This is a genomic window from Demequina muriae, from assembly GCF_030418295.1.
GTDB classification, from domain to species: Bacteria; Actinomycetota; Actinomycetes; order Actinomycetales; family Demequinaceae; genus Demequina; species Demequina muriae.
Genome location: NZ_JAUHQA010000001.1, coordinates 2,648,906 through 2,672,225, shown reverse-complemented (window position 1 = coordinate 2,672,225; position 23,320 = coordinate 2,648,906). Strand labels below are relative to the sequence as shown.

The 23,320-nt window shown below is 70.0% G+C and carries 21 protein-coding genes; 8 read left to right on the top strand and 13 right to left on the bottom strand.

Features of this window, described 5'->3' with window-relative positions:
* Positions 1–59: 59 nt before the first annotated feature.
* Genes QQX02_RS12595 through QQX02_RS12585 form a run of 3 tightly spaced genes read right to left on the bottom strand, consistent with a single transcriptional unit; the run spans position 60 to position 3,600 of the window.
* Positions 60–1,202 (bottom strand): glycosyltransferase family 4 protein, encoded by a 1,143-nt coding sequence (locus tag QQX02_RS12595; RefSeq protein WP_301143502.1) that lies wholly within the window; start codon positions 1,200–1,202, stop codon positions 60–62.
* Positions 1,199–2,593 carry an O-antigen ligase family protein gene (locus QQX02_RS12590; protein ID WP_301143501.1) on the bottom strand — a complete coding sequence of 465 codons (1,395 nt, stop codon included), beginning with the start codon at positions 2,591–2,593 and terminating at the stop codon, positions 1,199–1,201. Before QQX02_RS12590 ends, QQX02_RS12595 begins: the two co-directional genes overlap by 4 nt.
* A gap of 32 nt (positions 2,594–2,625) precedes the next feature.
* Positions 2,626–3,600, bottom strand: coding sequence for a glycosyltransferase family 2 protein (locus tag QQX02_RS12585; RefSeq protein ID WP_301143500.1), 975 nt, complete (start codon positions 3,598–3,600; stop codon positions 2,626–2,628).
* Between the two features lie 133 nt (positions 3,601–3,733).
* On the opposite strand from QQX02_RS12585, the gene QQX02_RS12580 reads away from it, so the two are divergent.
* A complete protein-coding gene (locus tag QQX02_RS12580; RefSeq protein WP_301143499.1) occupies positions 3,734–4,945 on the top strand; it encodes an ABC transporter ATP-binding protein in 1,212 nt (403 codons plus the stop codon).
* The gene (locus QQX02_RS12575) at positions 4,942–5,769 is read left to right on the top strand and encodes an ABC transporter permease (protein ID WP_301143497.1); all 828 of its coding nucleotides are present in this window, start codon (positions 4,942–4,944) and stop codon (positions 5,767–5,769) included. Before QQX02_RS12580 ends, QQX02_RS12575 begins: the two co-directional genes overlap by 4 nt.
* A 41-nt stretch (positions 5,770–5,810) precedes the next feature.
* Here the strand turns inward: QQX02_RS12575 and QQX02_RS12570 are convergent, their stop codons facing one another.
* Positions 5,811–6,671 carry a hypothetical protein gene (locus QQX02_RS12570; RefSeq protein ID WP_301143496.1) on the bottom strand — a complete coding sequence of 287 codons (861 nt, stop codon included), beginning with the start codon at positions 6,669–6,671 and terminating at the stop codon, positions 5,811–5,813.
* 170 nt (positions 6,672–6,841) lie between these two features.
* Between QQX02_RS12570 and QQX02_RS12565 the strand changes: the two genes are divergently transcribed.
* Positions 6,842–8,005 carry a glycosyltransferase family 4 protein gene (locus QQX02_RS12565; RefSeq protein WP_301143495.1) on the top strand — a complete coding sequence of 388 codons (1,164 nt, stop codon included), beginning with the start codon at positions 6,842–6,844 and terminating at the stop codon, positions 8,003–8,005.
* Here QQX02_RS12565 and QQX02_RS12560 read toward each other — a convergent pair.
* Together QQX02_RS12560 and QQX02_RS12555 are read right to left on the bottom strand one after the other, a co-directional pair.
* The gene (locus tag QQX02_RS12560) at positions 7,993–9,603 is read right to left on the bottom strand and encodes a hypothetical protein (protein WP_301143494.1); all 1,611 of its coding nucleotides are present in this window, start codon (positions 9,601–9,603) and stop codon (positions 7,993–7,995) included. The two genes, QQX02_RS12565 and QQX02_RS12560, sit on opposite strands and share 13 nt — an antisense overlap.
* Positions 9,604–9,678: 75 nt before the next feature.
* On the bottom strand, positions 9,679–11,118 hold the full coding sequence (locus tag QQX02_RS12555; protein WP_301143493.1) for a UbiA family prenyltransferase: 1,440 nt from the start codon (positions 11,116–11,118) through the stop codon (positions 9,679–9,681).
* Between the two features lie 241 nt (positions 11,119–11,359).
* On the opposite strand from QQX02_RS12555, the gene QQX02_RS12550 reads away from it, so the two are divergent.
* The gene (locus tag QQX02_RS12550) at positions 11,360–12,493 is read left to right on the top strand and encodes a GNAT family N-acetyltransferase (RefSeq protein ID WP_301143492.1); all 1,134 of its coding nucleotides are present in this window, start codon (positions 11,360–11,362) and stop codon (positions 12,491–12,493) included.
* 79 nt (positions 12,494–12,572) lie between these two features.
* Here QQX02_RS12550 and QQX02_RS12545 read toward each other — a convergent pair whose 3' ends face one another.
* On the bottom strand, positions 12,573–13,550 hold the full coding sequence (locus QQX02_RS12545) for a glycosyltransferase family 2 protein (protein WP_301143491.1): 978 nt from the start codon (positions 13,548–13,550) through the stop codon (positions 12,573–12,575).
* A gap of 133 nt (positions 13,551–13,683) precedes the next feature.
* Here QQX02_RS12545 and QQX02_RS12540 point away from each other — a divergent pair, with 133 nt between their 5' ends.
* Genes QQX02_RS12540 through QQX02_RS12530 form a run of 3 tightly spaced genes read left to right on the top strand, consistent with a single transcriptional unit; the run spans position 13,684 to position 16,999 of the window.
* Positions 13,684–14,757, top strand: a complete 1,074-nt coding sequence (locus QQX02_RS12540) for a glycosyltransferase WbsX family protein (RefSeq protein ID WP_301143488.1) — start codon at positions 13,684–13,686, stop codon at positions 14,755–14,757.
* Positions 14,754–15,839, top strand: a complete 1,086-nt coding sequence (locus tag QQX02_RS12535; RefSeq protein ID WP_301143487.1) for a glycosyltransferase family 4 protein — start codon at positions 14,754–14,756, stop codon at positions 15,837–15,839. Before QQX02_RS12540 ends, QQX02_RS12535 begins: the two co-directional genes overlap by 4 nt.
* Entirely contained in the window at positions 15,836–16,999 is a 1,164-nt protein-coding gene (locus QQX02_RS12530) for a GNAT family N-acetyltransferase (protein WP_301143486.1), read from the top strand. Before QQX02_RS12535 ends, QQX02_RS12530 begins: the two co-directional genes overlap by 4 nt.
* A gap of 16 nt (positions 17,000–17,015) precedes the next feature.
* Here QQX02_RS12530 and QQX02_RS12525 read toward each other — a convergent pair whose 3' ends face one another.
* The 4 genes from QQX02_RS12525 to QQX02_RS12510 form a co-directional block, all read right to left on the bottom strand.
* Positions 17,016–18,002 (bottom strand): glycosyltransferase family 2 protein, encoded by a 987-nt coding sequence (locus QQX02_RS12525; RefSeq protein ID WP_301143485.1) that lies wholly within the window; start codon positions 18,000–18,002, stop codon positions 17,016–17,018.
* Positions 17,999–18,802 carry a polysaccharide deacetylase family protein gene (locus tag QQX02_RS12520; protein ID WP_301143483.1) on the bottom strand — a complete coding sequence of 268 codons (804 nt, stop codon included), beginning with the start codon at positions 18,800–18,802 and terminating at the stop codon, positions 17,999–18,001. Before QQX02_RS12520 ends, QQX02_RS12525 begins: the two co-directional genes overlap by 4 nt.
* Positions 18,803–18,953: 151 nt before the next feature.
* Positions 18,954–19,898 (bottom strand): glycosyltransferase family 2 protein, encoded by a 945-nt coding sequence (locus QQX02_RS12515; protein ID WP_301143482.1) that lies wholly within the window; start codon positions 19,896–19,898, stop codon positions 18,954–18,956.
* Positions 19,899–19,962: 64 nt separating this feature from the next.
* On the bottom strand, positions 19,963–20,853 hold the full coding sequence (locus QQX02_RS12510; RefSeq protein ID WP_301143481.1) for a glycosyltransferase family 2 protein: 891 nt from the start codon (positions 20,851–20,853) through the stop codon (positions 19,963–19,965).
* A 64-nt stretch (positions 20,854–20,917) separates the two neighbouring features.
* On the opposite strand from QQX02_RS12510, the gene QQX02_RS12505 reads away from it, so the two are divergent.
* Positions 20,918–21,817, top strand: coding sequence for a glycosyltransferase family 2 protein (locus QQX02_RS12505; RefSeq protein ID WP_301143479.1), 900 nt, complete (start codon positions 20,918–20,920; stop codon positions 21,815–21,817).
* On the opposite strand, the gene QQX02_RS12500 is transcribed toward QQX02_RS12505, so the two are convergent.
* Complete coding sequence (locus tag QQX02_RS12500; protein ID WP_301143478.1) at positions 21,789–22,583, bottom strand: hypothetical protein; 795 nt, start codon at positions 22,581–22,583, stop codon at positions 21,789–21,791. The genes QQX02_RS12505 and QQX02_RS12500 overlap by 29 nt on opposite strands.
* Positions 22,584–22,649: 66 nt before the next feature.
* Positions 22,650–23,294 carry an alpha/beta hydrolase gene (locus QQX02_RS12495; RefSeq protein ID WP_301143477.1) on the bottom strand — a complete coding sequence of 215 codons (645 nt, stop codon included), beginning with the start codon at positions 23,292–23,294 and terminating at the stop codon, positions 22,650–22,652.
* Positions 23,295–23,320: the final 26 nt, after the last annotated feature.

The window sequence follows — 23,320 nt, the reverse complement described above, 5'->3', positions numbered from 1 at the left end:
ACCTCCCTCAGCGTGCGGATCGCTCCACTGTAATGGGGGTCAGACGACACGGATAGGCCTCATATTCCGTCGAGTACGTCGCGCATCTGGCGCCAGGACCAGGACCAGTCGTGCGCCTCGGCCCGTTCACGAGCCTGCCTGCCCTTCGCGGCCCGAAACTCGACATCGTCCGCCACGCGCGTCATGGCGGCAGCCAGCGCCGTCGCGCTGTCAGGGGCGACCAGCACGCCTGCGTCGCCGAGCAGCTCAGGGATGCCGCCTGTGGCGCTGGCGATCACGACGGCGCCGCTCGCCATCCCCTCGCCGACGGTGAGGCCTGCGGGCTCCCGCCAGCGTGAGGGCACGACGAGCGCGTGCGCGCCGCCAAGCAGGCCCGGGAGGTCGGACCGGTCCGTGAAGGGCCGGAAGGTGATGGGGGTGACGGAGGTCGCAGCGGCGTCCCGCAGTGCGCGTTCATAGCCAGTGAGGGGAGCATGAGGGTCGAATCCGTGGCTGCCCACCACCACCACCTCGATGTCGCGGCGAGCAAGCCGCTGAGCCGCCTCGACGAGCACATCGGCACCCTTGTGCGGAATGGTGCGACCGACGAACACGAACCGGATGGGTGACTGCTGGCGCTCCCTGGGCGCGAACACGGCCGGGTCCACGCCGTGTCGCACCACATGCACGGCATCGCGCAGGCCGGCGGGGACGCGCGCCCGGGTGGCTGCGGCGTGATCGGAGCTCACGCAGATCAGCGCATCGGCGCTGCCCACCCATCGGCGTGCCTCGTGCGGCCGCATCGATGCCGGGAGGGCGTTGTGCGCGTGCAGCACGATACGGTGCGGGGTGCGGGCGAGCGCCGGAGCAAGGAACGGAGCGTTGTGTGCCACGACGATGCCCGCCGGAGCGTCCGCAAGGGCCGCCATCACGGGCGCGTAGGGGCGCAGCAGGGCCGCGCGGTCACGGCCCATGACCGCGCGCCCATAGTCGAGGATGCTGTCAGCCCGAGAGGGCGCTGGGGCAGGGGAGTACTCGAGGGCCTCTGCGCTGTCGTACCGGGGCGTGTACGTGGTGCGGTCGAGCACCACCACGTGCCGATAGGGGGACGAGCCGTCGTGAGCGCTGGCTCTCGCGAGGCCGTCGACGACGGTGGGAATCGCGGAGCCCGTCCGGGGCGAGAAGTGATCACCTGGGGTGATCACGTGATAGACGACTCTCACCTGGGGCCACTGGTCGGGCCGCCGGTGTTGTCGACACGAGCGACCCTCTCCCGCCCCGACCCGCCATGCGCCACGCCGATCTGCGCGGCGTGCTCCCGCATTGCAGTGGCGGTGCGATCGAGGCCGAGGAACCGGTCCCGCTCGCGCACCCCGTACACGATGCCCGCGACGATCCACAGCAAAGAGGCCTGGCCAGCGACCCAGTAGAGGTCGAACTGGGCCTGCGCGAAGCGCCCGGCGACCACCGCGACGGCCACCGTCCCGTAGACGGGCTCCATGCGCATGAGAGCGACCGCGGCGACCAGGAACATGAGCAGGAAGCCCACCAGTCCCACGACCCCGACGGACGTCAGGACCTCGAGTTCCGCATTCGGCGGCTGGAACGATTCCCCGAAGCGGTCGGTGTACCACCATCGCAGGCCGTTTCCGAAGACCGGCGACTCCCTCCAGATCTCGAACGAGCTGTCGAACCACGCCAAGCGTGCGTTCGCGCTGTTGTACGGGTTGTCCTCCGAGAGCTGCTGGTTGACGCTGACCACGATCCCGATGGTGACCGCGGCGGCGAGGATCCAGATGAGCTTGGGGCGGCGCATTCCGCGCACGATGGGCCGCACTCCGACGATGAGCATGCCCACGCCGGCCGCGATCATGCCTTGGCGCGACTGCGTCGCGAGCACGCCGGAGAGGCAGAGCACCACGCCGAGCTGCGCGCTCCCGCGCGCCCACCCGATCCATGGCGGCCGCGCATACGCGATGATGGCGGCCGTTGCGAGCATTCCTCCGAGCGTGTTCTTGTGGAGGTCGCCGATGTACACCGGCAGGAACTGACCGTTCGACAGCAGCGTCTGAAGTGCAAGGAAGACAGCGATGACGCCGAGCCCCGCGCACACCATCACATAGATGGACAGCGCCATGCGAGCGCGCCCGCCACGACCGATCGCGAAGCCCACGACCATGCTGCCGAGCACGAGGAATATTTCGTGGACCCACTCGACCAGGTTCGCCGTATAGGGGTTGATGATGAGCGTCGGAACCGCGAGCACCAGGTACAGCGATCCCGCGACGAGGAGCGGCTGCATCGCCAGCGCACCCGAGCCACGCAGCAGGAACAGGGCGACGATCGTGCCCGCCGCCAGCGCGACGTCCGCCACCGCGATCTCCCCACCCACGCGCATCAGCGCCAGCGTCGCAGGCACCGCGACGATGGGGACCAGCGTCATGTCGACGGACGCCACGCCGAGCACCAGCAGCGCCACCGCCACGGGGATGGCGAACCCGTCGTACCCGACGCTGAGCACCGCCATCGCGGTGCCGACGGCCAGGGCCACGAGGGAGAGCACCACTGCTGGCGCCCACGCACGCGACCTCGGAGACGCCTGGAAGCGGGTCATGCGCTCATCCTAGGGACGCGGTGCGAGACGCACTAGAGGGGCTGTGCACCTGCGCTTGCCCACCGTGCAGTGGTGCGGGCCAAGCGGGCCGGCGCGGGGCCCATGCGCCCCCGAGAGAAGTCGGCCCAGCCATGGGCGACCATGCGCAGTTCCCGCGCCGCGGCCCGCCACGCGCGCTCACGGCGCCTCCGTGCGGCTGCGTCTCGGGCCACCCTGGTCACGAACCGCCGGCGGGACCGGCGGTCGCCGCCTGCGACGCGGTTGAAGTCGAGTCCGTTGCGCACGTAGTAATAGGTGCCGAGGCTCGCGGCCGCGCCCGTGAAGGACGCCGAGACCGCATGGAGGATGACCGCGTCGGTGCGCACCTGGAGGCGGACGCCGGCGCGGGCCGCGCGCACGCTCCATTCGGAGTCCTCGAAGTTGAGGAAGTAGCGCTCGTTGAATCCCCCTACCCGGTCCCACACCTCGGCGGAGGCGGTCACGCAGCACCCGGAGAGCACGTCAACTGTGCGGGTGCCCTCATGCGAGGGCGCCAGCATCGCATCGGGCGTGTGATGGGGGAACCAGTCGGGCGGGGCCAGGGTGCCGCCGCCGAACCACACTCGGTCCGGATGGTCTCGGTAGCGCACCTCCGGGCTGATCGCGCACAGGCCGGAGGCGGCCGCTGCACTCAGCACGCCCATGGTGCCCACCGGCACGACGGTGTCGTTGTTGAGCACCGTGATCACCGTGGCGCCGTGGCTCCGCGCCCACGTGATCCCACGGTTCATGCCCCCGGCGAAGCCCAGGTTCTCTCCGGTCTGCACCGTGAAGACGCCGGGCCAGCGACGCTCGACCTCTTCCACGGTGCCGTCTTCCGAACCGTTGTCGACGACCAGCACGTGGGGGGCATCGGGGTCCGCAAGCAGCGACTCGACGCACAGCAGGGTGTCGGCGCGGCCGTGCCAGTTGAGGACCACCACCACGTGACTCGTACGGTGGCCGAGCGGCGCTGCGGGGTCCGCCACGGGGCCTCCCTCCGGCCGATGCGACAACTGGAAATCATCCTAGAGGAGCCGGAATCGAGCGTGGTAGCGTGTGCTCAGACCTCGGCCGAGGTCACTCTACGCCGTGGCATTCCTTGAGGTAGATCGGGTTTATATGCGCGACACAGCCATCTCAGTCGAGCATCTGACGAAGGTCTATCGCATCAACCGGCGCACCGCTCACATCGATCGCGTCACCGACGCCATCGTCGACGTGCTGCGCAATCCCACGCGACGTCCCGAGTACGACGAGTTCCACGCGCTGAACGACATCACGCTGGACATTCCCTGGGGCGAGGCGCTGGGCATCGTCGGCCGCAACGGGGCCGGCAAGTCGACGCTCCTGAAGCTGCTCACCCGCATCACGGCGCCGACGGGAGGCATGATCGACCTCGGCGGCCGTGTGGGCAGCCTGCTCGAGGTCGGGACGGGCTTCCACCCTGAGCTCACCGGCCGCGAGAACATCTACCTCAACGGCGCGCTCCTCGGGATGACGCGCAAGGAGATCAAGCGGCGGTTCGAAGAGATCGTCGACTTCTCGGGCGTCGAGCGTTTCCTCGACACCCCGGTCAAGCGGTACTCCTCCGGAATGTACGTCCGCCTCGCCTTCTCGGTCGCGGCCCACCTCGAGACCGAGATCCTCGCCATCGACGAGGTGCTCGCCGTGGGCGACGCGGAGTTCCAGCGCAAGTCGCTGCAGAAGATGAAGGACGTCGCGCGCGACGGTCGCACCGTGCTGTACGTCAGTCACCAGCCCCAGACGGTCGTGAACCTGTGCACCTCTGCGATCTACCTCGACAAGGGCCGGCTGGTGTACTCGGGCAGCGTCGACGGTGCGATGGACGCGTATCGCAGCAGCTTCTCGCGCCTGCGGACGGAGCAGGTGGAGGCGCATCGCCGTCCGGGAACCGGTCAGATCCGACTCAGCGGCGTGCGAGTGGAGACCCAGCAGCAGAACCCCGACGACGACATCGTGGTCGAACTCGATCTGCCCGCGGCGCCGGACATGGTGGGCGACTACTTCGTGTCCTGCCACGTGGACGACATCAACGGCACGTCGATCGTGCAATGCGACTCGCGTGCCGTCGGCCAGTGGTTCGACCCTGCGCAGGCTCACCGGCCTGTGCTGCGCGTGAAAAACCTCTGGCTCAAGCCCGGTCAGTACAGCATCAAGGTGTCGGTGTGCCAGGCGGGCATCCTCGACACCTGGGAGGGCGCCGACACGTTCGAGGTGCTCCCGCACTACCCGTATCCCGAGCTCACTTCGGAAGAGGCGCTCAAGGCCGGCATCGTGCTGGCGGACTTCAGCTACGAGGCCACCTCATGACCACTGCGAAGCGCACCGTCATCACGCCCCCCACGGGCATCGGCATGCCTCCCTTCCGCGAACTGTGGGGCGCGAGGGAAGTTTTCTGGCGCTTCGGCACCCGGGACATCGTGTTGCGATACCGCCAGACGGTGGTGGGCATCGCGTGGGTCATCATCCAACCGCTGGTGGCGGCGGGACTGTTCTCCATCGTCTTCGGCCAGGTCGCGGACCTGCCCAGCCAGGGCGTGCCGTACCTGGTATTCAGCTTCGCGGGCGTCTTGGCCTGGAACCTCTTCGAGGGCGTGATCTCCCGATCATCGGCGTCCCTGGTGGCGAATCAATCGCTGGTGTCCAAAGTGTTCTTCCCACGGATGCTCGTACCCCTGTCGACCGTGCTGTCGGTGCTGCTCGACTTCGCCGTGGCATGCGTACTCCTCGCGATCCTGCTGATCGTGTTCGGCGTCGCACCCGGCTGGGGCCTGCTGCTGCTGCCGGTCTGGCTTCTCGCTGCGGTGATGATCGCGCTGGGCGTGGGCCTCGCCGCATCGGCGATGATGGTCAAGTACCGCGACGTCGGGTACGTGCTGCCGTGGTTCACCCAGGTGCTGTTCTTCGCGACGCCCGTGGCGTACTCGCTCGAGGCCGTGCCCGCTGATCTCGCGTGGCTCTTCCAGATCAACCCGTTGACGTGGCTGATGGAGTGCTTCCGGTGGTCGATCCTGGACCTGTACGCACCGCCCGTGTGGCAGATGTTCGGCGTCGTCGGCGTCGGTCTCGTGGTGCTGGTCGCGGGCACGATGGTGTTCCAGAAGATGGAGCGCGGCTTCGCTGACGTGATCTAGCCCGCGGGCACGATCAGCTGATTTTCAGTCGGCGATGCTTCTCAGTCGGCATAGACGCCGGCGTTCTCCCGCCGCGCGAGCGCGGGCCACAGCCCACTCGAGAACGGGTGAACGTCGCGCTGCACCCGCCACGTCAGCGGTGAGCTGAGCCACCGCGTCGCGTAGTAGCGGGCCAGGCCGAAGTCGCGGGAATGCCCGGATGACGTGACCTTCCGCCACACGTCGCGCGGATGACGTGCCCACGAGTTGTGCAGGATCGCATGCTCGGGCTGGAGCAGAGTCGCTCGGAACTCATCGGCCTCTGGTGCTCGGGTGATCTGCAACGACTGATCGTCGCCCTCGACCGCGACCCTCAGCAGCGGACCTGCCGCACGGCGTGCCTCGGTCAGCAGCGCACCCGGGCGCACAGCGATGGGGCCCGGATAGTCGTAGACGGGTGCTCCGTTGGCGGCGACCACTTCCAGCACGGTCCGTCGGGTGCGTCGATACAGCACCCGCATGGGCCATTCGACTGCGATCGCGCCCACACGGTCCGCCTCGTCGAGCACCGCCGACAATGCCTCGGGATGGGGAAGAAGCTCGTCGTTGTCGATCTGGAGCACCCAGTCCACGCCGTCACCGACGCGATCCAGCGCAGCCTGGCGCTGAGCCGTGCCGGCGTCCCGGGGCCTGTCGAGGTTCGTCCAACGCCCCTCGAAGCGGTCCGCCAGGCCCCGTGTGTCGAGCGCATCAATGATCGCGAGCGTCTCGGCGACGGGCAGCGGGCGGCCCGTCCAGCTCAGACCGTCGGAAGGCACGGGAACCGCCAGCGCGGAGAGCATCGGGTAGTACTGGGCGAGGGTGCGGGCGAGCCACACCGGGTCCCCGGGGAGCACGTATGCCCCGAGCGTGCGCTCAGCCACGGATTCTCCGGAGTGAGCCGAGCTCCGCCGTGCGGTGCGGACGCCCGAGGAAGCGCGCCCCATCGCGGTGGGTGCCAGGGGAGAAGGGGCGCATGCCGCCATGCTAGTGCTCGCGCGATGGGCCGGGTAGGCCCCTGAACGCGGGCGTGACCCCCCACTACACTCGGAGCGTGCCGGGCCTACGAGTCGTCGTCGTGACGCATACCGCCGAGCTGGGCGGCGCCGAGCTGGCGTTGCTGCGGCTCGTCGCGGCCCTGGAGCCGGGAGAGTTCGACGTTCACGTCGTGACGTGGAGTCACGGAGACCTCGTCGACCGGCTCGAGACTGACGGGATTCCCGTCACCGTCATCGCGGGGCGCGGCATCCAGAAGGTGACGCGCACCGACGCCGGTCGCGTGAGCGCGACGCGCTCGCTCCCCGCGACGGTCGGCGTCGCACGGCAGCTGCGCCGAGTGCTTCGCAGTCTCGACCCGGACCTCGTCGTCGCGAACTCGCTGAAGGCCGCGGTGGTCGTTGGCCTGGTCGCAGGGATGGCGCGACAGCCCTGGGTCTGGCACCTCCACGATCGACTCGCACCCGACTACCTCCCCGCCCCGGTAGCGCGAGCGATGGGCATGCTGGCCGCACGGGGCCCACGCGGCATCGTCGCCAACTCGGAGGCGACGGCAGCGACGCTTCCGCTCAGAGCACAGGAGCGGACGGTCGTCGCGTATCCCGGGCTCGCGCCGGCGCTGGCGCAACGGGAGCGCGTGCTCCCCGCCGCTCCGGTGGTGGGCCTGGTGGGTCGCATCTCGCCGACCAAGGGTCAGCTCGAGTTCATTCAAGCAGCGCACCAGGTCAGGCGGCGCCATCCCGATGCCAGGTTCGTCATCGTTGGCACAGCGATGTTCGCCGATGCGCCCTACGAGCAGGAGGTGCGTCAGGCCGCCGGGGACACCGTGGAGATGGTGGGCTGGACCGACGATCCTGCGGGAACCATCGCAGGTCTGAGCGTGCTGGTGCATGCCTCGCCGACGCCCGAGCCGTTCGGCCAGGTCGTGGCGGAGGCAGTGGCGCTGGGGGTCGCCGTCGTCGGCACCGAGGCCGGGGGCGTGCCGGAGATCATGGTTCCGCAACGTGACGACCGCGATCGATCCCACAGTTCCCGGGGTCCGCACGGCGTCCTGGTGGCCCCGGGGGACGTGTCGGCGTTGGCGGGTGCGGTGAGTGCGCTGCTGGATGACCCGCGGCGGCTGATCATCGACCCCGACGCCCGCGCTGAGGCCGCCGATCGCCTATCGATCGCCCGCACGGCTGGCGTGGTGGCGCAGGCGTGGCGGCGTCACTCCACCTGAGGCTCCGGCACCAGAGGCTCCGGGGCCTCCTCGACGATCCGCTCCGTATCGGTGCAGAAGGCCATGCCGAAGTCCCATGCGTAGCCGACATTGATCTCCTCGGCCAACTCGGGGAAGCTGCCCATGTCATGGAAGGGGTTCCCCAGCGAGAGCTCACGGAGGGCCGCGCATCGCGTCGCATCCGTGCCGGCATCGGTGGTCACTTCGCTCGCCACGAGCAGGGGACCGCGATACACCTCGCGTAGGTGGTTCGCGACCGCGACGTTGACCGACTGCTGTGCCACAGCGAAGGCGGTGATCGCCACCAGCACCACTGGCATGGCCCGTGTCACCCCGCGTCGCGGCAGAAAGGCGAAGGCGACGAGCGCGGCGGTCGCCACCATGATGACTGCGGTGCCGTAGGCGAGGTACACCACGTGGTGGTGCCAGATCTCACGGACGTACTTGGTGGTGAACGACTGCATCGCGAAGGACCCGATGAGATGTGCGCCGTACACCGCGGCCACCCACCAGAGCCCACGCCCGGGGCGAAGCCGCGGCATTCCGCCTCTCAGCAGCCCCCATGCGATCACCGTGGCGAGGACGCCGATCAGGAGACCTCCAGCGATCCCCGGCACTGAAAGGGGCGCACCGCCGATCGCAAAGGTCGTGTGGGGCCATGCGGAGCCGGGCACGGTGCCCAGCACGAAGTTGGCGAGCACCTTGAGGCCCTCCGGACCGAGCACGAGGTCCGTGCCGCGGTAGTAGGGCACGTCCTGGGTCGCCACCCACGCGCGTCCCGCCAGCGCGACGGATGCGGGCAGCGCCGCGCCTGCACCGACCAGCCACAGCAGGCGCCGCCGGGGAAGGCGCCCGCGGAGCCATTCGACGACGAACAGCGCCGTGCACGCCGCAACTGCAGTCACGAACGTCTCGTAGTACACCGTGCCCACCAGAGCGAGCACGCAGTACGCCACGGCAGCGCGAGGCCACCGCGCTGGCGGTGTCACCAATCGGAAGGCGAGGGTCATCAATGCGAAGGCGAGGATCGGGGTGCCGTAGCCGATCTCCGCGATCGTGATCGACGGGTCATGCGAGTTGATGTGCAGCTGCATCACGACGGCATAGCCAGCCGCGAGCCCCGCGAACACCGGCCACAGCCGGACCTGGTTCGACGGGTGGACGTACCGCACGGCCGCACGGAAGGCGAACGACCCCGCCAGCACGGCGCCCCAGATCAAGGCCAGCGTCTGGACGCGGAAGTAGTACGTGAGATCGACACCCCACCACGCACTCGACTCGCGTGCGAGCACGTGGTTCGTCAGTGAGAACTCGCGTCCGACCGGGTTGTAGCGATTCGGCTGAAGGTCGTCGTGCCAGGCATTGGCGAGAACGGTCCACACAGAACCGCCGTAGTCGTAGTACCTCCCGAGGGAGTAGTAGAAGTCGTCACCGATGACCGGCACCCGCCACGTGGGCAGCCATGCCGTCACGAGCACGAGGGTTCCCGCAAGAATCCACGTCCACTGGCTCGCCACTGCGCGGCGTACCCAGGACGGACCGCGAGCCGACCTCTCCGTGGACGCCTCGCTCGCGTCCACTGCGCTGCTACCCGCCATCCGGCACCCCCTCCGCTGACCGTGGAGCCATGGTAGCGACCCGGTTCGTGGCGCGGAAGAGCCGTCCAGAGCGCATCAGGGCACGACCATCCCGACGGCGCCCGCGACTCCGATCAGGGCGAACACCATCAGACTGGTGCGGTCCGTGAGGGCGAACACCAGCGGGTCGTCGTCCACGCCGCCGCGTGCCGCGACCATCCAGAACCTGACGATCCAGTAGACCAGCAGCGGAATGACCGCCCAGAGCGCGGGCGGGAACGAGTAGAGCTCGTAGACCTGAGGCGAATCGAGGTACAGGACCGCGACGAGCACGGCCGCCATTCCCGACGAGGTGCCGATCGCCAGGAGCAACGGGGCATCGATCTGGTGGTAGTCCCTGCCCGATGCCGACTGATCGTGATTGACGATCTCGGCGTACCTCTTCATCACGGCGAGGCTGAAGAAGAGGAAGACGCTGAAGGCGAGGATCCAGATCGAGGGGACCACGTTGATCGCGGCGCAGCCAGCGATGATGCGCCAGGTGTAGAGCATCGCGAGTCCCACCACGTCCGCGACGATCTTGCGCTTGATCCACAGCGAGTAGAGCGTCGTCGCCACGGCGTACACCACCACGACCGCAGTGAAGAGCCAGCCGATCGCGGCAGCGATCGCGACGGAGACGACCACGAGCGCGGCCGCCGCGACCAGGGCTGCCCGCACGCTGATCCACCCCGCCGCGAGAGCACGGTGTCGCTTGGTCGCGTGCGCTCTGTCAGCGGACAGATCCGCAAGGTCGTTGATTAGGTAGATCGCGGATGCCATCGCGGAGAACGCGGCCACGGCGGCCAGCGCCTTGACGACGGCCTCCGGCTCGAACAGCAGATGACCTGTCAGCAACGGTACGAGCACGAGCGCGTTCTTGGCCCATTGGTGGACACGCAGGCCCGACCGCCATGCCAGGGGAGTGGAGGGCCGGTCGGTACGGACGTGACGAACGGGCACGCCGAGTCCCTCCGATGCCTGCGTCACGCGCCGTCCCGCATCGACGACGACAGCCGCATCGCTGCGTCGCCACACCGGCACGTCGGCGAGCGAGTCCCCCCAATACGTCCATGGCGCGCCATCCGCGTACGCCTCGATCGCATCGGCCTTCGCGTCTCCGCGCAGGTTCACTCCGTCCGCGTCGGTGGCGAGCACCGCCTCGACGAAGCCCAGGTGGGCGGCCACCGGATCCGCGTGCGAGCGCGCGGCTGCAGTCGCGAGGATGACGCGGCCTCCGGCACGTGCGATCCCGGCAAGTTCATCGACCACTTCGGTCCGGTACGGCAGTGCGCCGGCATCGACGGGGACCCGCGACGCCAGTTCTGACTTGAGGTGAGCACGCCCGCGCACAGCCCACCGGACCACGTCGAAGGGGCCGCGGCCGCTGCTCGTGGCGTGGCGAGCCGCCGCTTCCCACAGCAGGTCTGACCTCAGCAGAGTGCCGTCCAGGTCCACGGCGGTGATGCCACCCGGAGCAGGCTGTTGCTCGCTCAACTCGTCCCCCTCGCTGGCGTGGCCTGAGCCGAGTGCAGGTCTCTTGGTGAGGAGAGTAGCGGTCGGCCTGCGGCGAGGGAACAGTCCAGACGAAACTGGTGCCGTCCGGCGGAGGTCTTGTCGGCCCGTCCACCTCCTGGCTACCATCAGGCATCCGACGAGGCGAACGCTCTCACGGAAGGGACGCGAGGCGCGTCCCGCACCCGATGGTGTCCACGGCGAGTCGAGGATCGGTGAACGGGTGACGGTCAAGGCGTGCAGACTCGACGAACTGACCCCTCAGCACATCCGCGCGTGGGACGACCTGGCGGCTCACGCGCTCGAGCCGAACGTGTGGGTGGAGCCGGGGTTCCTGCTTGAGGACGCGGCGTGCTCGCCCGGCGGTGACGAGCTCCTCGTCGCGTACGACGAGGATGCGGACGGCACCTGGCATGCGGTGCTCGTGTGGACGCCCGATGACTACGTGATCAGGCGGCGCCAGATCGCCACCGCGTCCACCCATGGCGCGTACCTCTCGACGTTCAGTCCGCGCATCGCGCTCCTGGTCCGAGCGACCGCGTCCGTTGCGGCACTCTCCCGCATGCTCGATGCCCTCGGCCGCGACGACCTGCCGCATGCACTGGCGCTCGACAAGGTTCCGCACGGACCCTTCCTGGACGCCCTTCGCGCCGCGTCGGATGCCGTCGGCGCGATGATGCTGGTGCGACCGCGGGGCGAGGCTCGGTACGCCCCGGCGAACCCGGACGGCGACTGGGAGTTCGGAGGCGCGAGGGACGCTCGCCCACACGACGACCCCCTCACCCGCGACTACATGCGCCGCCTGCGGCGACTGAGCCGAGGAGTTGATGCCGCAGTGGAGACTGCGGAGTGGTCGGACCGCTCGGACGTGGTGGAGGTCTTCGCCGACCTTCAGGGCCGCGGTTGGAAGGGGGATCCTGCGCGGGGAGGAGACGGTCTGGTGCTGCATCCCGACCGCAAGGAGGCCCTGACGCGCACGGTCCGACACTTCGCGTCCCTGGGGCGCGTACGCGCGATCACGCTGCATGTCGACGGGGAGCCGCTGCACCTCTCCCTCTGCCTGACATCAGCAACCGGTCGAGGCTTCGGGATGTACGACGCGTACGACGAGCGTTACGCGCGCTTCGGCCCCGGCGTCATCGGCCGCATGGCGACCGTGCTGTCCATCACGCACGGCGCAGGGGGAGTGGACTTCGACCCCAGCATCGCCCCCGAGGTGGAGCAGTCGGGGCACCAGTTCACGCAAGTGGTGCCGATCAGCTCGGCACTGATCGTGCGACGCGGGATGCGCGATCGCATGCTCGTCGGTGCCTCAGTACTGGCCTCGCAGGTCCGGAGCCGCGTCGCCGCTCGCTAGCGCCACGTAGTGCGCACGCTTGTCCGCACAGCCGCATACGTGTCCCTCCCGGAGGGAACGGCGCAGGGAGAGGGTTCGCCTAGTCTTCGGCCTCGCGCTGCGGAGCGCTCGTCCGGTGCGCGCGTCGTTGGCCGAGCCGCCACGCGAGGTCCGCGAGCAGGCTGAGGCGGTCTGGCCGACGCAGGCGGCTGCCGAGAGCGCCGATGCGACCGACTCCGCCGGTACGTGGCGGCGCCGCGGGCGGATCGACGGCGCGCTGCGGCACCTCCGTCGGTCGGCCGCCACGCGCCCCGCCACCTTCGTCTCCGTACTCGTCGACGTTGCGCCCCGAGTCGTCGAGCGCCCGCGGCGAGCCGAGGACCGCACGGTGCTTGCGCTCCAGGTCACGCGTGCCCCGGGCATAGGCGACGGACTGTCGGTACGTCGCCCGCAGTCCGCTGCGCTTGCGCTCATGGACGACCGCGTCGAGTGCGAAATCGAGGCGATAGCCCGCGAGCTGCGCGCGCCAGCACAGGTCGATGTCCTCGCAGGTGCCCAGATCCTCGTCGAACCCTCCGAGCGCACGGAACGCCTCGGCGGTGATAGCGAGGTTCGAGCTGGCGCCTGCAGGGAGGTCAGGCCAGGATGCGAGGCGGATCGGGACGTCCGTGTTCCACGACACGGCGCGCGCCCGGGGTGGATTCAGCCGACGGTGCTCGAACGCCCCTGCGACCGCATCGGCCGTCTGCATCGCCCGGACCAGGGACGCAAGCCACCCGGGCGACGCCACGTCGTCCGCATCGCAGAAGGCGAGCATGGGCGCGCGCGCGTGAGCGGCGCCGGCGTTGCGGGCGGCTGACGGCCCGCGTCGCGCCGAGCTGTCGATGACGGTGAGCGAGGGGAAGAGCGAACGGTGCTCGCGTGCCACCGCAGCGGTGAGATCGTCGGAGCCGTTGTCGCTCACGATCAGCTCGAACGACGGTGCCCCCTGCTGCGCGGCGAGCGCGCCGAGCTGGGCCGGAAGGGTCGCGGCGGCGTTGTAGGCGGGAAGGATCACGCTCACCTCGGGGGCCGTCATGGTCTCTCCACCGTCCTGGGGCCCGCCTGGGGGAGCCCTCAGCACAGGACACTAGCGCTGGTCAGCGGGCAGGACGCGAGAATGTGGCCAATAGGGCCTGTGCGGGCGGCGTCTGCGCCACTAGCCTGGGGCAATGACTGAGGCCAGGGCTCGTGCGATCGCGTTCTACCTGCCGCAGTTCCATCCGATACCGGAGAACGACGAATGGTGGGGCGCCGGCTTCACCGAGTGGACCAACGCCGCGCGGGCGCGCCCGCTGTTCCGCGGCCATGTGCAGCCGCACCTGCCCGCTGACCTCGGCTTCTACGACCTCCGGATGCCCGATGCGCGTCAGGCCCAGAGCGATCTGGCGGTCGCTCACGGCGTCGAGGCATTCTGCTATTGGCACTACTGGTTCGGGGCAGGGTCCCGGATTCTGGAACGGCCGTTCGCCGAGGTGCTCGCGGCCGGCAGCCCCGCCGTCAAGTTCTGCCTCGGTTGGGCCAACCAGACGTGGACGGGGATCTGGCACGGCGCGCCCAATCGCGTGCTGCGTGAGCAGACCTATCCGGGGCCCGAGGATGACCGCGCGCACTTCGAGAGCATCCTTCCCGCTCTCCGCGACGACCGCTATCTGCGCGTCGACGGTCGCCCAGTGTTCTACGTGTTCCGTCCCGAGGAGCTGCCCGATGCGCGCGCGTTCGTCGATCGCTGGCAGCAGATGGCGAAGGATGCAGGACTCGGCGGGATGTATCTGGTAGCCGAGGTGAGCGATCTGCTGGGCCAAGGCATGCGCTACACGCGGACCGCCGAGGACGGCTTCGACGCGGGGGTGTACGTCCGACTGCCAGCGCAGCGGGACCGCGCCGCAATGCTGCGGATGAAGGTGCGCCGCAAGCTCGGGGGGCCCGAGGTGTATCCCTATGCGACGGACCGCGCGCTCTGGGACGTGGTGCGCGAACACGCGGTGCTGCAGCCGAGCGTGTACCCGAACTGGGACAACACGCCACGGTCAGGAAGCCGCGGCACCGTGCTGACGGGCTCGACGCCGGAGCGCTTCGCAGCGAATGTCGAGCACGCGGTGGAGACGCTCGTGGATCGCCCTGCCGACGAACGACTGCTGTGGATCAAGTCCTGGAACGAGTGGGCCGAGGGCAACTACCTCGAGCCTGATCTCGAGCATGGCCGCGACTGGCTGACAGCGTTGAGCACTCGGCTGCGGCCATGACGACTGGCTCCGCCGCTGCGAAGCCCCTGCGCATCGCAATGATCTCGTATTACCTCCCGAGCGGGAGCAAGATCGGCGTCGGGTACCAGGTGCACGAACTCGCCACCGCGCTGGCGGCGCGCGGCCACCACGTCGACGTGATCAGCGACTGCCCTCCGGTCGAGGGCGCCCGCTATGGGCACATCGATCTGTCGAGCTCAGGACGGCTGCGCACCTTCCGGTTTGCACGGCGCATGCGCGACCTCGACCTCAGCAGCTACGACGTGCTGCACGCGCATGGCGACGACTACTGGCTGTGGCGCCGACGCGTGCCGGTGCACGTCCGCACGGTGCACGGCTCGTGCTTCGAGGAGGCGCTGCGCATCGGCGGCGTGAAGGAACGACTGCGCATGGGGCTGCTCGGACTCAGCGAGGTCCTGGCGAGCGTCGTGGCGGATCGCACCGTGGTCGTGTCTCCGCGGACACGACGGTGGCTGCCGTGGGTGAAGACGGTCATCCCCAATGGCGTCGATGCCGCGCGATTCGCTCCGGATCCGAGTGCGCGCGCCGCCGATCCCACGGTGCTGTTCGTCGGCACCTGGGAGAACCGCAAGCGCGGGCGGCTGCTCGCGGAGGCGTTTCAGGAGCACGTGCTGCCGACCCTGCCGCAGGCGCGACTCGAGATGGTGTGCCGCGATGCACCGTCGGACCCGGGGCCCGGGGTCCGTGTGCTCGGCACGCTCACCGACGAGGAGCTCGCAGCGGCCTACCGACGAGCGTGGGTGTTCTGCCTTCCCTCCGCCTACGAAGGCTTCGGCATCCCGTATGCAGAGGCCATGGCGAGCGGACTCCCCGTCGTTGCGACCCCCAACGTCGGGGCACGCTACGTCACGGATGAGGGTGCGGCAGGTGCGCTCGTTGAGCCCGACGCGCTGGGACCGGAGCTGCTCGCGCTGCTGACGGACGAGGCGAGGCGCGACCGCCTCGCCGCGGCGGGTCTCGCACGTGCGCGGGAGTTCGATCTCAGTGCTGTGGTCGATTCGTACGTCGCCCTGTACACGCCCGCGGTCGCCGCTCCTTCTGCCGCACGCGTCCGGCGATGAGAACGAGGATCGCGCGCATCGGCGATCTCACGGACGCCGATTGGGACCGGTGGGGACGGCTCGCGCACCGCGCCGTCGAGCCGAACGGCTGGCTCGATCCGGTGTTCGTGCGGCCGGCGGCGCGCTGGCCCGCGATGGCGGATGACCTCCTGATCGCCCTGACCGAGGACGACGAGGATCTGCGAGCCGTGCTGGCCTTCACCGTCAGCCGTCAGCGCCGGCTGCCGCTCACGCTCCTCACGACCGAGGGACGGTTCATGACCTGGCACGCGGACCGCCACCATCCGCTCGTCGACCCCGATTGCACGGACGATGCGCTCGGCGCCCTGCTGACCGGAATCGGGACGTCGGGACTCGGCCACCTGATCGAGATCAGCCTGTTCCCGGCCGATGGCCCGCTCGCCGACGCGCTGACGCGTCTCGCCGATGCGGGCGCCGTCGGTGTCACCGAGGTGGACACTGTTGCGAGCGTGCACGCAGCGAGGGCCTCCTCCGGTGACGACCCCGCCGACCGAGGTGTGCAGGGACTGCTTGAAGGCATCGTGAGGGGAGCGACCTCGCTGAAGGCAGATCATCGGCGCAAGCTCTGGAGCAAGGCGCGTGCGTTCGAGTCCCACACGGGCACGCCCCTCGAGCTCGAGGACTGGAGCACCCGAGAGGACGTCGCGGACCGCTTCATCGCTCTCCAGAGTCAGGGCTGGAAGGGCGACGAAGCCCGGGGCGGGGCGGGGTTCTCGACCGATCCTGCGTACGAGCAGTGGTTCCGGGACGTCGTGAAAGAAGCGCAGGAGCGCTCCACGCTCGTAGCGGTGGCGCTCACCGCTGCAGACCGCCTGGTGGCGTTGAACCTCGCCCTGGTATCGGGGAGCGCGTGCTCCGGGTTCGTGGACTGCTATGACGAGGATTTTCGGGGGTACGGGCCGGGCACGCTCGCACGCGTCGCGACGTGGCGATGGGCGCTGCAGACGAGGGATGTGGTGCTCTTCGATCCAGCCCTCAACGACCCTCGGATCGAGAATGCACGCCTGTATCCCGACGCGCGCGAGTTCCGCCATCTGGTCATCGGTGCAGGCGGTCGTGGCAAGGTCATGCTCGGTCGCAGATGGGGAGCGGTGGGCCGCGCGAAGAGCCGGTGGCACCGGTCCGACATCGACGAATGACCCCCGGAGGCGCGCCTCAGGGGACGACGGGGCCGTCCTCAGGGACCGGCATCCGGTCCACCTGGGTCTCGATCCGCCCCCACCTGCTCCCCGCCGCGTACCCCACACGGCTCGCGAGATGAGTGAGGTCGCTGAGCCGGCGGGTGCGACCGATCTTGCGCAGCGCACGCGACGCGAGTGACCGCACTGCGGCGCCCCGGCCGCTCGACGTGGGGGCCTGCGTCGGGGCATCGCCCCGCCCGCGGCCCCGGTCGGGCTCCCATGCAGGCAGGTCCGCGAACGCGGCGATCACGTCCGCGTACTTGTCGACCAGCACCCGGTTCCCCCGACCATACGACCTGAATTGCCGATAGGTGGCGCGCAGGCCCTCCCGGTTGGTGACATCGACTCGTGCGTCCGGAGCATGGCCCAGGCGATGGCCGAGCAGCTGCGCTCGCCAGCACAGGTCGAGATCCTCGCCGGTGCGAAGGCGCGGGTCGAAGCCGCCCAGCTGGCTGAAGAGAGCGGCTCTGATGCCCATGTTCCCCGCGCCGGCCACGGGCAGCTGAGGGAAGAAGGGCATGACGTAGCGTGACCACTCGTGATACTGCGCCTCGTCGGGGCGCGCGTTGAGCTCCCGCCGCCGGGATGTCCCCGTCACGATGGCGTCCGTCGAGAGCGCCTCGCCCATGGCCGCCACCCATCCGGGCGCCACCACATCGTCCGCATCGCAGAATGCCAGCTGAGCGCCCACCGCTGCGGCTGCTCCGACGTTGCGCGCGCCACCTGGTCCCCGCAGCTGCGACGAGTCGACGATGACCAGGCGCGGCACCCGGCCCGCAAAGGCGTGCGCGACCTCGGTGGTGTCATCGGTCGAACCGTTGTCGCTGATCACGACCTCCCAGGCGAACGGTGCCTGCTGAACGGCGAGCGCCTCGAGCTCGGCGCCGAGCGTCTCCGCCGCGTTGTACGCCGCGATCACCACGCTGAGCTGCACCTCAGGACCGCGCTCGCGCAGCGTCATGGACGTGCACCCGCTCGCGTCTGCATCGCGCGATCCTTGGCAAGACTGCGCACCGCGACCCGGCCCGCGAGCAGAGCGCTGACGGACGTCGCGGCCAGGCCGCGCCGAGACAGGCCCTCGAGGATGAGCTCCGTGACCTGAGCCCGATCGAAGGCGGGCGCGACCTCATCGGCGGCGATCGTCTCGGGGTCCCCGCGATCATCGTGCAGCAGCAGGATGCCGCCGCGGAAGGTCGACCTCAGGGCGCGCTCGGCGATCGCGCTCTCCTCATCATCCAGCCAGTCCAATCCGTCCCCCGTCCACAGCACCACCTCGAGCCCGAGCCTGCGGATCGCCAGCGCCTGGCGGGGCGTGTGCGCACCGTAGGGAGGGCGGTACAAGGTGACCGTCGCGCCCGAGATGTCCTCCACCTCACGCACGCAGGCCCTGATCATGGCCACGGAGTCCCGCGTCGACATGGTGAGGATCGAGCGATGATCGTCGCCGTGCAGCGCGACCTCGTGCCCCTCGTCGGCGATGCGGCGCATGAGGTCAGGGTGGGCGCGCGCCTGGCGAGCGAGCACGAAGAACGTGGCCCGCGCCTCGTGGGACGCGAGCACATCGAGGATGCCGGGGGTGTGGTCTGGGTGGGGGCCGTCGTCGTACGTGAGACCCACCACCGGGTCCGTGGTGTCGACGCAGAACACTCCCAGCGCTCCGGCGAGCGCCTCAGGGACGTCGAACGGCACCCATCGTGCGCTGGCGAACTCGCCACCGTGGGGCCGGGGGTCCGATTCGATGTCGCGCCGTCTGACGATCAAGGATCGTTTCCGACCGAGCATCATTCCCCCAGGTGCGAGCGGATCGCGGGTGTCACGCGCAGGTGCGCGGCGCGGGCGCACGCGCGCGTCTGAGCCGACTGTAGCGCGCCATTCCCAGGCGTGGAAGGGGCGGGAATCGCGGCGCTGGGCCTCACGGCGGGGGCGCCACCTGGGGGAGGGTCCGGTCGATGCGGCCGATGCGCTCACCGGCACGTCTGCCTATGCGTCGGGCGAACGCGGTGGGGTCCACGCGGCGCGGCGTCAGCACGCGCGGCCACCGCCGCCCCGCAGCGACCCCGTCACCGGCGTCGGGGGTGGTCTCACGGTCCGCCGGTCCCGCGTCCGTCATGTCGATGGCGGGGGAGACCGGCGGCTGCCACTCACCTGCGTCGATCGCCGACGCGATCGGCGCGTAGCGATGGCGCAGCTGCCTGTCCGCGGCACCGAACGCGAAGGCATGGCGGTACGCGGACACGACGCCGCCGCGCAGCCGCACGTGGACCACGGCCTCGTCGCAGGGGTGCAGGGCGTACCCCGCCAGCTGGAGACGGCAGCAGAGGTCGATATCCTCACCCACCCTCAGCTCTTCATCGAAGCCACGGACCTCGGCGAATGCGGCGGCGGTGACGGCCAGGTTGCCCGAGCCGGCTCCCCGCATCCCGGGGAGGTAGCTGAGGGGGAAGCCGGCCGCCGCGCCCATGCCACCGGACCGCGTGTTGAGCGCGGCGAAGTCGAGCGCGCCCGCCACGGCATCGTGGTGGTCGAGCGCGTGGACGAGTGCTGACAGCCACCCTGGCCCGACCACATCGTCCGCGTCGCAGAACGCCAGCGCGCGGGCCGTCGCCTGGGCGGCGCCGATGTTGCGCGCGGCGGCGGGCCCGCGCCTGGCCGAAGCATCGATGACGCGCAGCCGGGGGAGACGGGTCTGCCAGGAGCGTGCGAGAGCCGCGGTCCCGTCGATGGATCCGTTGTCGGCGATCAGCACCTCGGCGCCGACTTCCCGGCATTGCGGGGCGAGGGCGGACAGCTGCGCGTCGAGCGTCGACTCGGCGTTGTACGCAGGGATGATGACGCTGATGCGTGCGCCTGCAGTCATCGCCGTCCCCTCGCTCCTGGCGTGCCAACCCCCACTAGGCACGACAGTAGCGGTGCGCGGCGTCTCACAGATAGAGCGTGCGGAACCGGATCGATCCGCGGAGGCGGCCCCATCGTCGGGCCACCGTGCCCATCCATCGATAGCGCCAGCGCGGCACCAGGGCGGCCGCCGGCGCGGCGAGAATCAGCACGCACCATCGGACGAGCGCCCCCACCGTGCTGGATCGCGGTGCGCCGCGATCGCGGAAGCGCCGATACGCGTCGACGGCTCCGATGCCCCAGTTGACCTGCTGGCGCCATATCTCGCGCGCGGTCACGCGCGGGTGGACGGCCACGCGTGCACCGGCGACGCGCACCATGGGGTGGCCGGCGAGCTGCATCGACCAGCAGAACGCTGTGTCCTCGGAGCCCCAGGTCATGTCCTCGGGGAATCCTCCGCCAGCGTCGAACGCGTCCCGACTCACCCCGATGCCGTTGCACGCTCCGACCGCGTCCAGGAACCCGCGGTCGGCGATGACCGCACGCCATCCCCTCCCGGCGGAATCAGGCAGCGCCTCGAGGCTCGCGTCCTCGTGCGGCGCATCCCAACTGCCGCAGCAGAACTCATCCTGAGCAAGCGCATCGGCCATGGCCGCCAGAAAGCCCGGCTGCACCGCGTCATCCGCATCGATCCACACGACGTGCGCGAAGCGGGCGTGACGTGCGCCGACGTTGCGGGCGTGGGCCGCGCCGCGCCGCGCGGAGGCATCGACGACGGTCAGCGCCGGCAGGCGATCGCTCCAGGACCGCGCGACGTCAGCAGTCGCGTCGGTCGAGCCGTTGTCCGCGATGACGACCTCCCACGCGCCGTCCCACTCCTGCGCCGCGAGCGCTCCCAGCTGGCGGGGGAGCGACTGCGCACTGTCGAAGCAGGGGATGACGACGGACAGCGCAACCGGGGATTCGCGTGGGTCCATGCCCTCACCTCATCTTCCTGGCGTGATGCTACCGCTGGGTCCGCCCCCGCACTACGGTGTGCCTATGGCTGATGCTGCGCCCGTGGTGTCGTGCATCGTCGCGACCAACCGCGCCAGCCCCTTCCTGGACGAGGCGCTCCGCTCGGTCGGCGCCCAGACTCACCCCCGCCTCGACATGGTCGTGGTCGACGACGGGTCTCCTGACCCGTCAGCCCTCGCACGCATGCTGACCGCTCACCCCGCAGTCACCCTCGTGCGAGTGCCGCCGTCAGGGGTGGCGTCTGCTCGCAATACCGGCGTGCGGCACGCTCGAGGCGAGATCCTGGCGTTCCTCGATGACGACGATCGTTGGGAACCGGACAGGGTCGCACTGCACGTCGAGGCGTTGGGTCGATCCTCGGCCGCTTCCGCCAGCTACGGGGACCTGCGCACGATCGACGCCGCGGGCCGGGTCATGGGCGAACCCGACCAATTCGACGCGACCACGGCAGACATCGTGGCGCGACGGGTGACCGTGATGCTGCCCAACCTGGTGGTCCGGCGATCCGCCTTCGACGCTGTGGGGGGCTTCGACGAGCGCCTGACTCTCGCCGAGGACCTCGACCTCGTGTTGAAGCTCACCGGCATCGGCCCGCTCGTCTACGCGCGAGGGGCGATCAGCGACTATCGCACCCACGACGGCAACGTGACCCGACGCCACCGCGCGCTGGCGGAGGCGATTCGCCTCGTGATCGCGAGACGGCGCGACGCCGACCCGCGCCACGCGGACGACTATGCCGTCAGCCTGCGCGCCAATGACAGGTTCGCGTGGTGGAGCGCGCAGCGTGCGGCGAAGGCCGCACTGCGCGGACGGCACCCCTGGCGAGCCGTGAGCGAGGTCGCGTGGGCGGCGCGGTTCGCGCCTGCGGCACCGGCCGATGCGGTCGCGCGTCGGCTCATACCTGGCGCCTCAGCGCGAGGCTGAGCGCGCTCACTCCTGCCGCCACGCACAGTCCGGTGCCGATGAGCCCCGGGGTCATGGCGCCGGGGTGATAGCCCGCACCCGCCCAGCCCACCATCAGGAGCGCCCCCACGGCACCCGAGAGGGCAGCGACGCTCGCTCCGAACGCGACGAAGGCCCGTGACCGCGGTGCGCCGGACGGGAGCCACCACGCAGCCAGGATCCCGACCAGCGGAGCGCACGCGACCACATCGGCGAACCGGGAGGAGAAGGCCGCGACCTCCAGGGCGCCGACCGCAGCCGCCGTGACCGCCAGGACAGGCACCAGCACGCCTCGGGGCACGAAGCGCGGTGCGAGCCACACCAGCACGCAGCAACAGGCGACGGCCACCGCCAGCCGTTCACTGGGAAGCGTGTTGATCTCATAGCCGAAGTCCCCGAGGTACGGGCGCGGCAGCACGGCATCGTGAAGCGCCGTCGCGACCACATAGACGACCACGGGCAGCGCGCCGGCGATCAGTGCCTGCCTCCAGCGTCCACGCACCGCATGCACGGCGAGCAGCAGGCCGGTCGGGATGATGATCAGCCACGGCGCGAGGTCCGCAGCGCGGGCCAGCGTCGGTTCGCTCCATTGCTCGCGAAGGTCAGCGCCGAGGGCGAGAGTCGAGCCGTCGAACTCCTGACCGGCGGTGGTCGTCACCGCCCACGCGTACAGGGCGATGAACACCGCCGCGCTCGCTGCCGAGACTGCGAGTCGCTCGCGTACCGATGTGCGTGTCGTGCCGTCCATGGCCCCCCTCACACGGCCGTCGGTGACGGCCTGCGGTCACTCTAGCGAGCGACGCGGCTCGTCGGCTCAGTGAGGGTCGGCGATCGAGGTCGCCTGCTCGAGAAACGCCCGCACGTCGTCGAGCACCCGCTGGTCGACGGAGTGCCCCAGGCCCGGGTACACCCGTGCGGTCAGGGAGCTGTGTGCCGGCAGGAACGCGGCCGTGTGCGTCACGGCGATGCCCGGGATCACCGGATCCGCGTCGCCCCGACCCCAGAAGACCGGCGGACGCAGGTCGCTCAAGGTCGCATCGGCCGGCTGGGCCGCGTCCGTGACGAACCCGGCCAGGACCACGGTGGCGGCGATGCGCTCGGGCCGCGTGCGCAGCAGCTGCAGCGCCATCAGCCCACCTTGGGAGAAGCCCATGGGGACGAGCGCGACCTCGGAGCCCACGTGATCGTCGATCCACCTCCAGACGGCCTGCGTCGCGGCGGCGATGGGGGCCGGGGGAGGGACATCGGGGAGCGTGAGGGGGAACCACGCGAACCCCGCGCCCGGCATCGGGATCGGCGCGCGCAGCGACACCCACGGCATGCCCGCCGGGAGCCACGGGGCCAGACCCGCCAGGTCGCCCTCGTGTGAGCCATAGCCATGCAGCAGCACCACCACCGGACCCGGTGGGCGGTGGGCGTCGTCCCAGTCGGGGGAGTACACGGCAGCAGTGATGTCCATGCCCCCAGTATCCCGGGCGGTGGCCG

Coding starts and splice junctions, on each gene's coding strand:
- QQX02_RS12535 (WP_301143487.1), top strand. CDS start 14,754: ATGACGACTGGCTCCGCCGCTGCGAAGCCCCTGCGCATCGCAATGATC.
- QQX02_RS12505 (WP_301143479.1), top strand. CDS start 20,918: ATGGCTGATGCTGCGCCCGTGGTGTCGTGCATCGTCGCGACCAACCGC.
- QQX02_RS12580 (WP_301143499.1), top strand. CDS start 3,734: ATGCGCGACACAGCCATCTCAGTCGAGCATCTGACGAAGGTCTATCGC.
- QQX02_RS12545 (WP_301143491.1), bottom strand. CDS start 13,550: ATGACGGCCCCCGAGGTGAGCGTGATCCTTCCCGCCTACAACGCCGCC.
- QQX02_RS12515 (WP_301143482.1), bottom strand. CDS start 19,898: ATGACTGCAGGCGCACGCATCAGCGTCATCATCCCTGCGTACAACGCC.
- QQX02_RS12590 (WP_301143501.1), bottom strand. CDS start 2,593: ATGACCCGCTTCCAGGCGTCTCCGAGGTCGCGTGCGTGGGCGCCAGCA.
- QQX02_RS12525 (WP_301143485.1), bottom strand. CDS start 18,002: ATGACGCTGCGCGAGCGCGGTCCTGAGGTGCAGCTCAGCGTGGTGATC.
- QQX02_RS12500 (WP_301143478.1), bottom strand. CDS start 22,583: ATGGACGGCACGACACGCACATCGGTACGCGAGCGACTCGCAGTCTCG.
- QQX02_RS12530 (WP_301143486.1), top strand. CDS start 15,836: ATGAGAACGAGGATCGCGCGCATCGGCGATCTCACGGACGCCGATTGG.
- QQX02_RS12495 (WP_301143477.1), bottom strand. CDS start 23,294: ATGGACATCACTGCTGCCGTGTACTCCCCCGACTGGGACGACGCCCAC.
- QQX02_RS12575 (WP_301143497.1), top strand. CDS start 4,942: ATGACCACTGCGAAGCGCACCGTCATCACGCCCCCCACGGGCATCGGC.
- QQX02_RS12560 (WP_301143494.1), bottom strand. CDS start 9,603: ATGGCGGGTAGCAGCGCAGTGGACGCGAGCGAGGCGTCCACGGAGAGG.
- QQX02_RS12540 (WP_301143488.1), top strand. CDS start 13,684: ATGACTGAGGCCAGGGCTCGTGCGATCGCGTTCTACCTGCCGCAGTTC.
- QQX02_RS12510 (WP_301143481.1), bottom strand. CDS start 20,853: ATGGACCCACGCGAATCCCCGGTTGCGCTGTCCGTCGTCATCCCCTGC.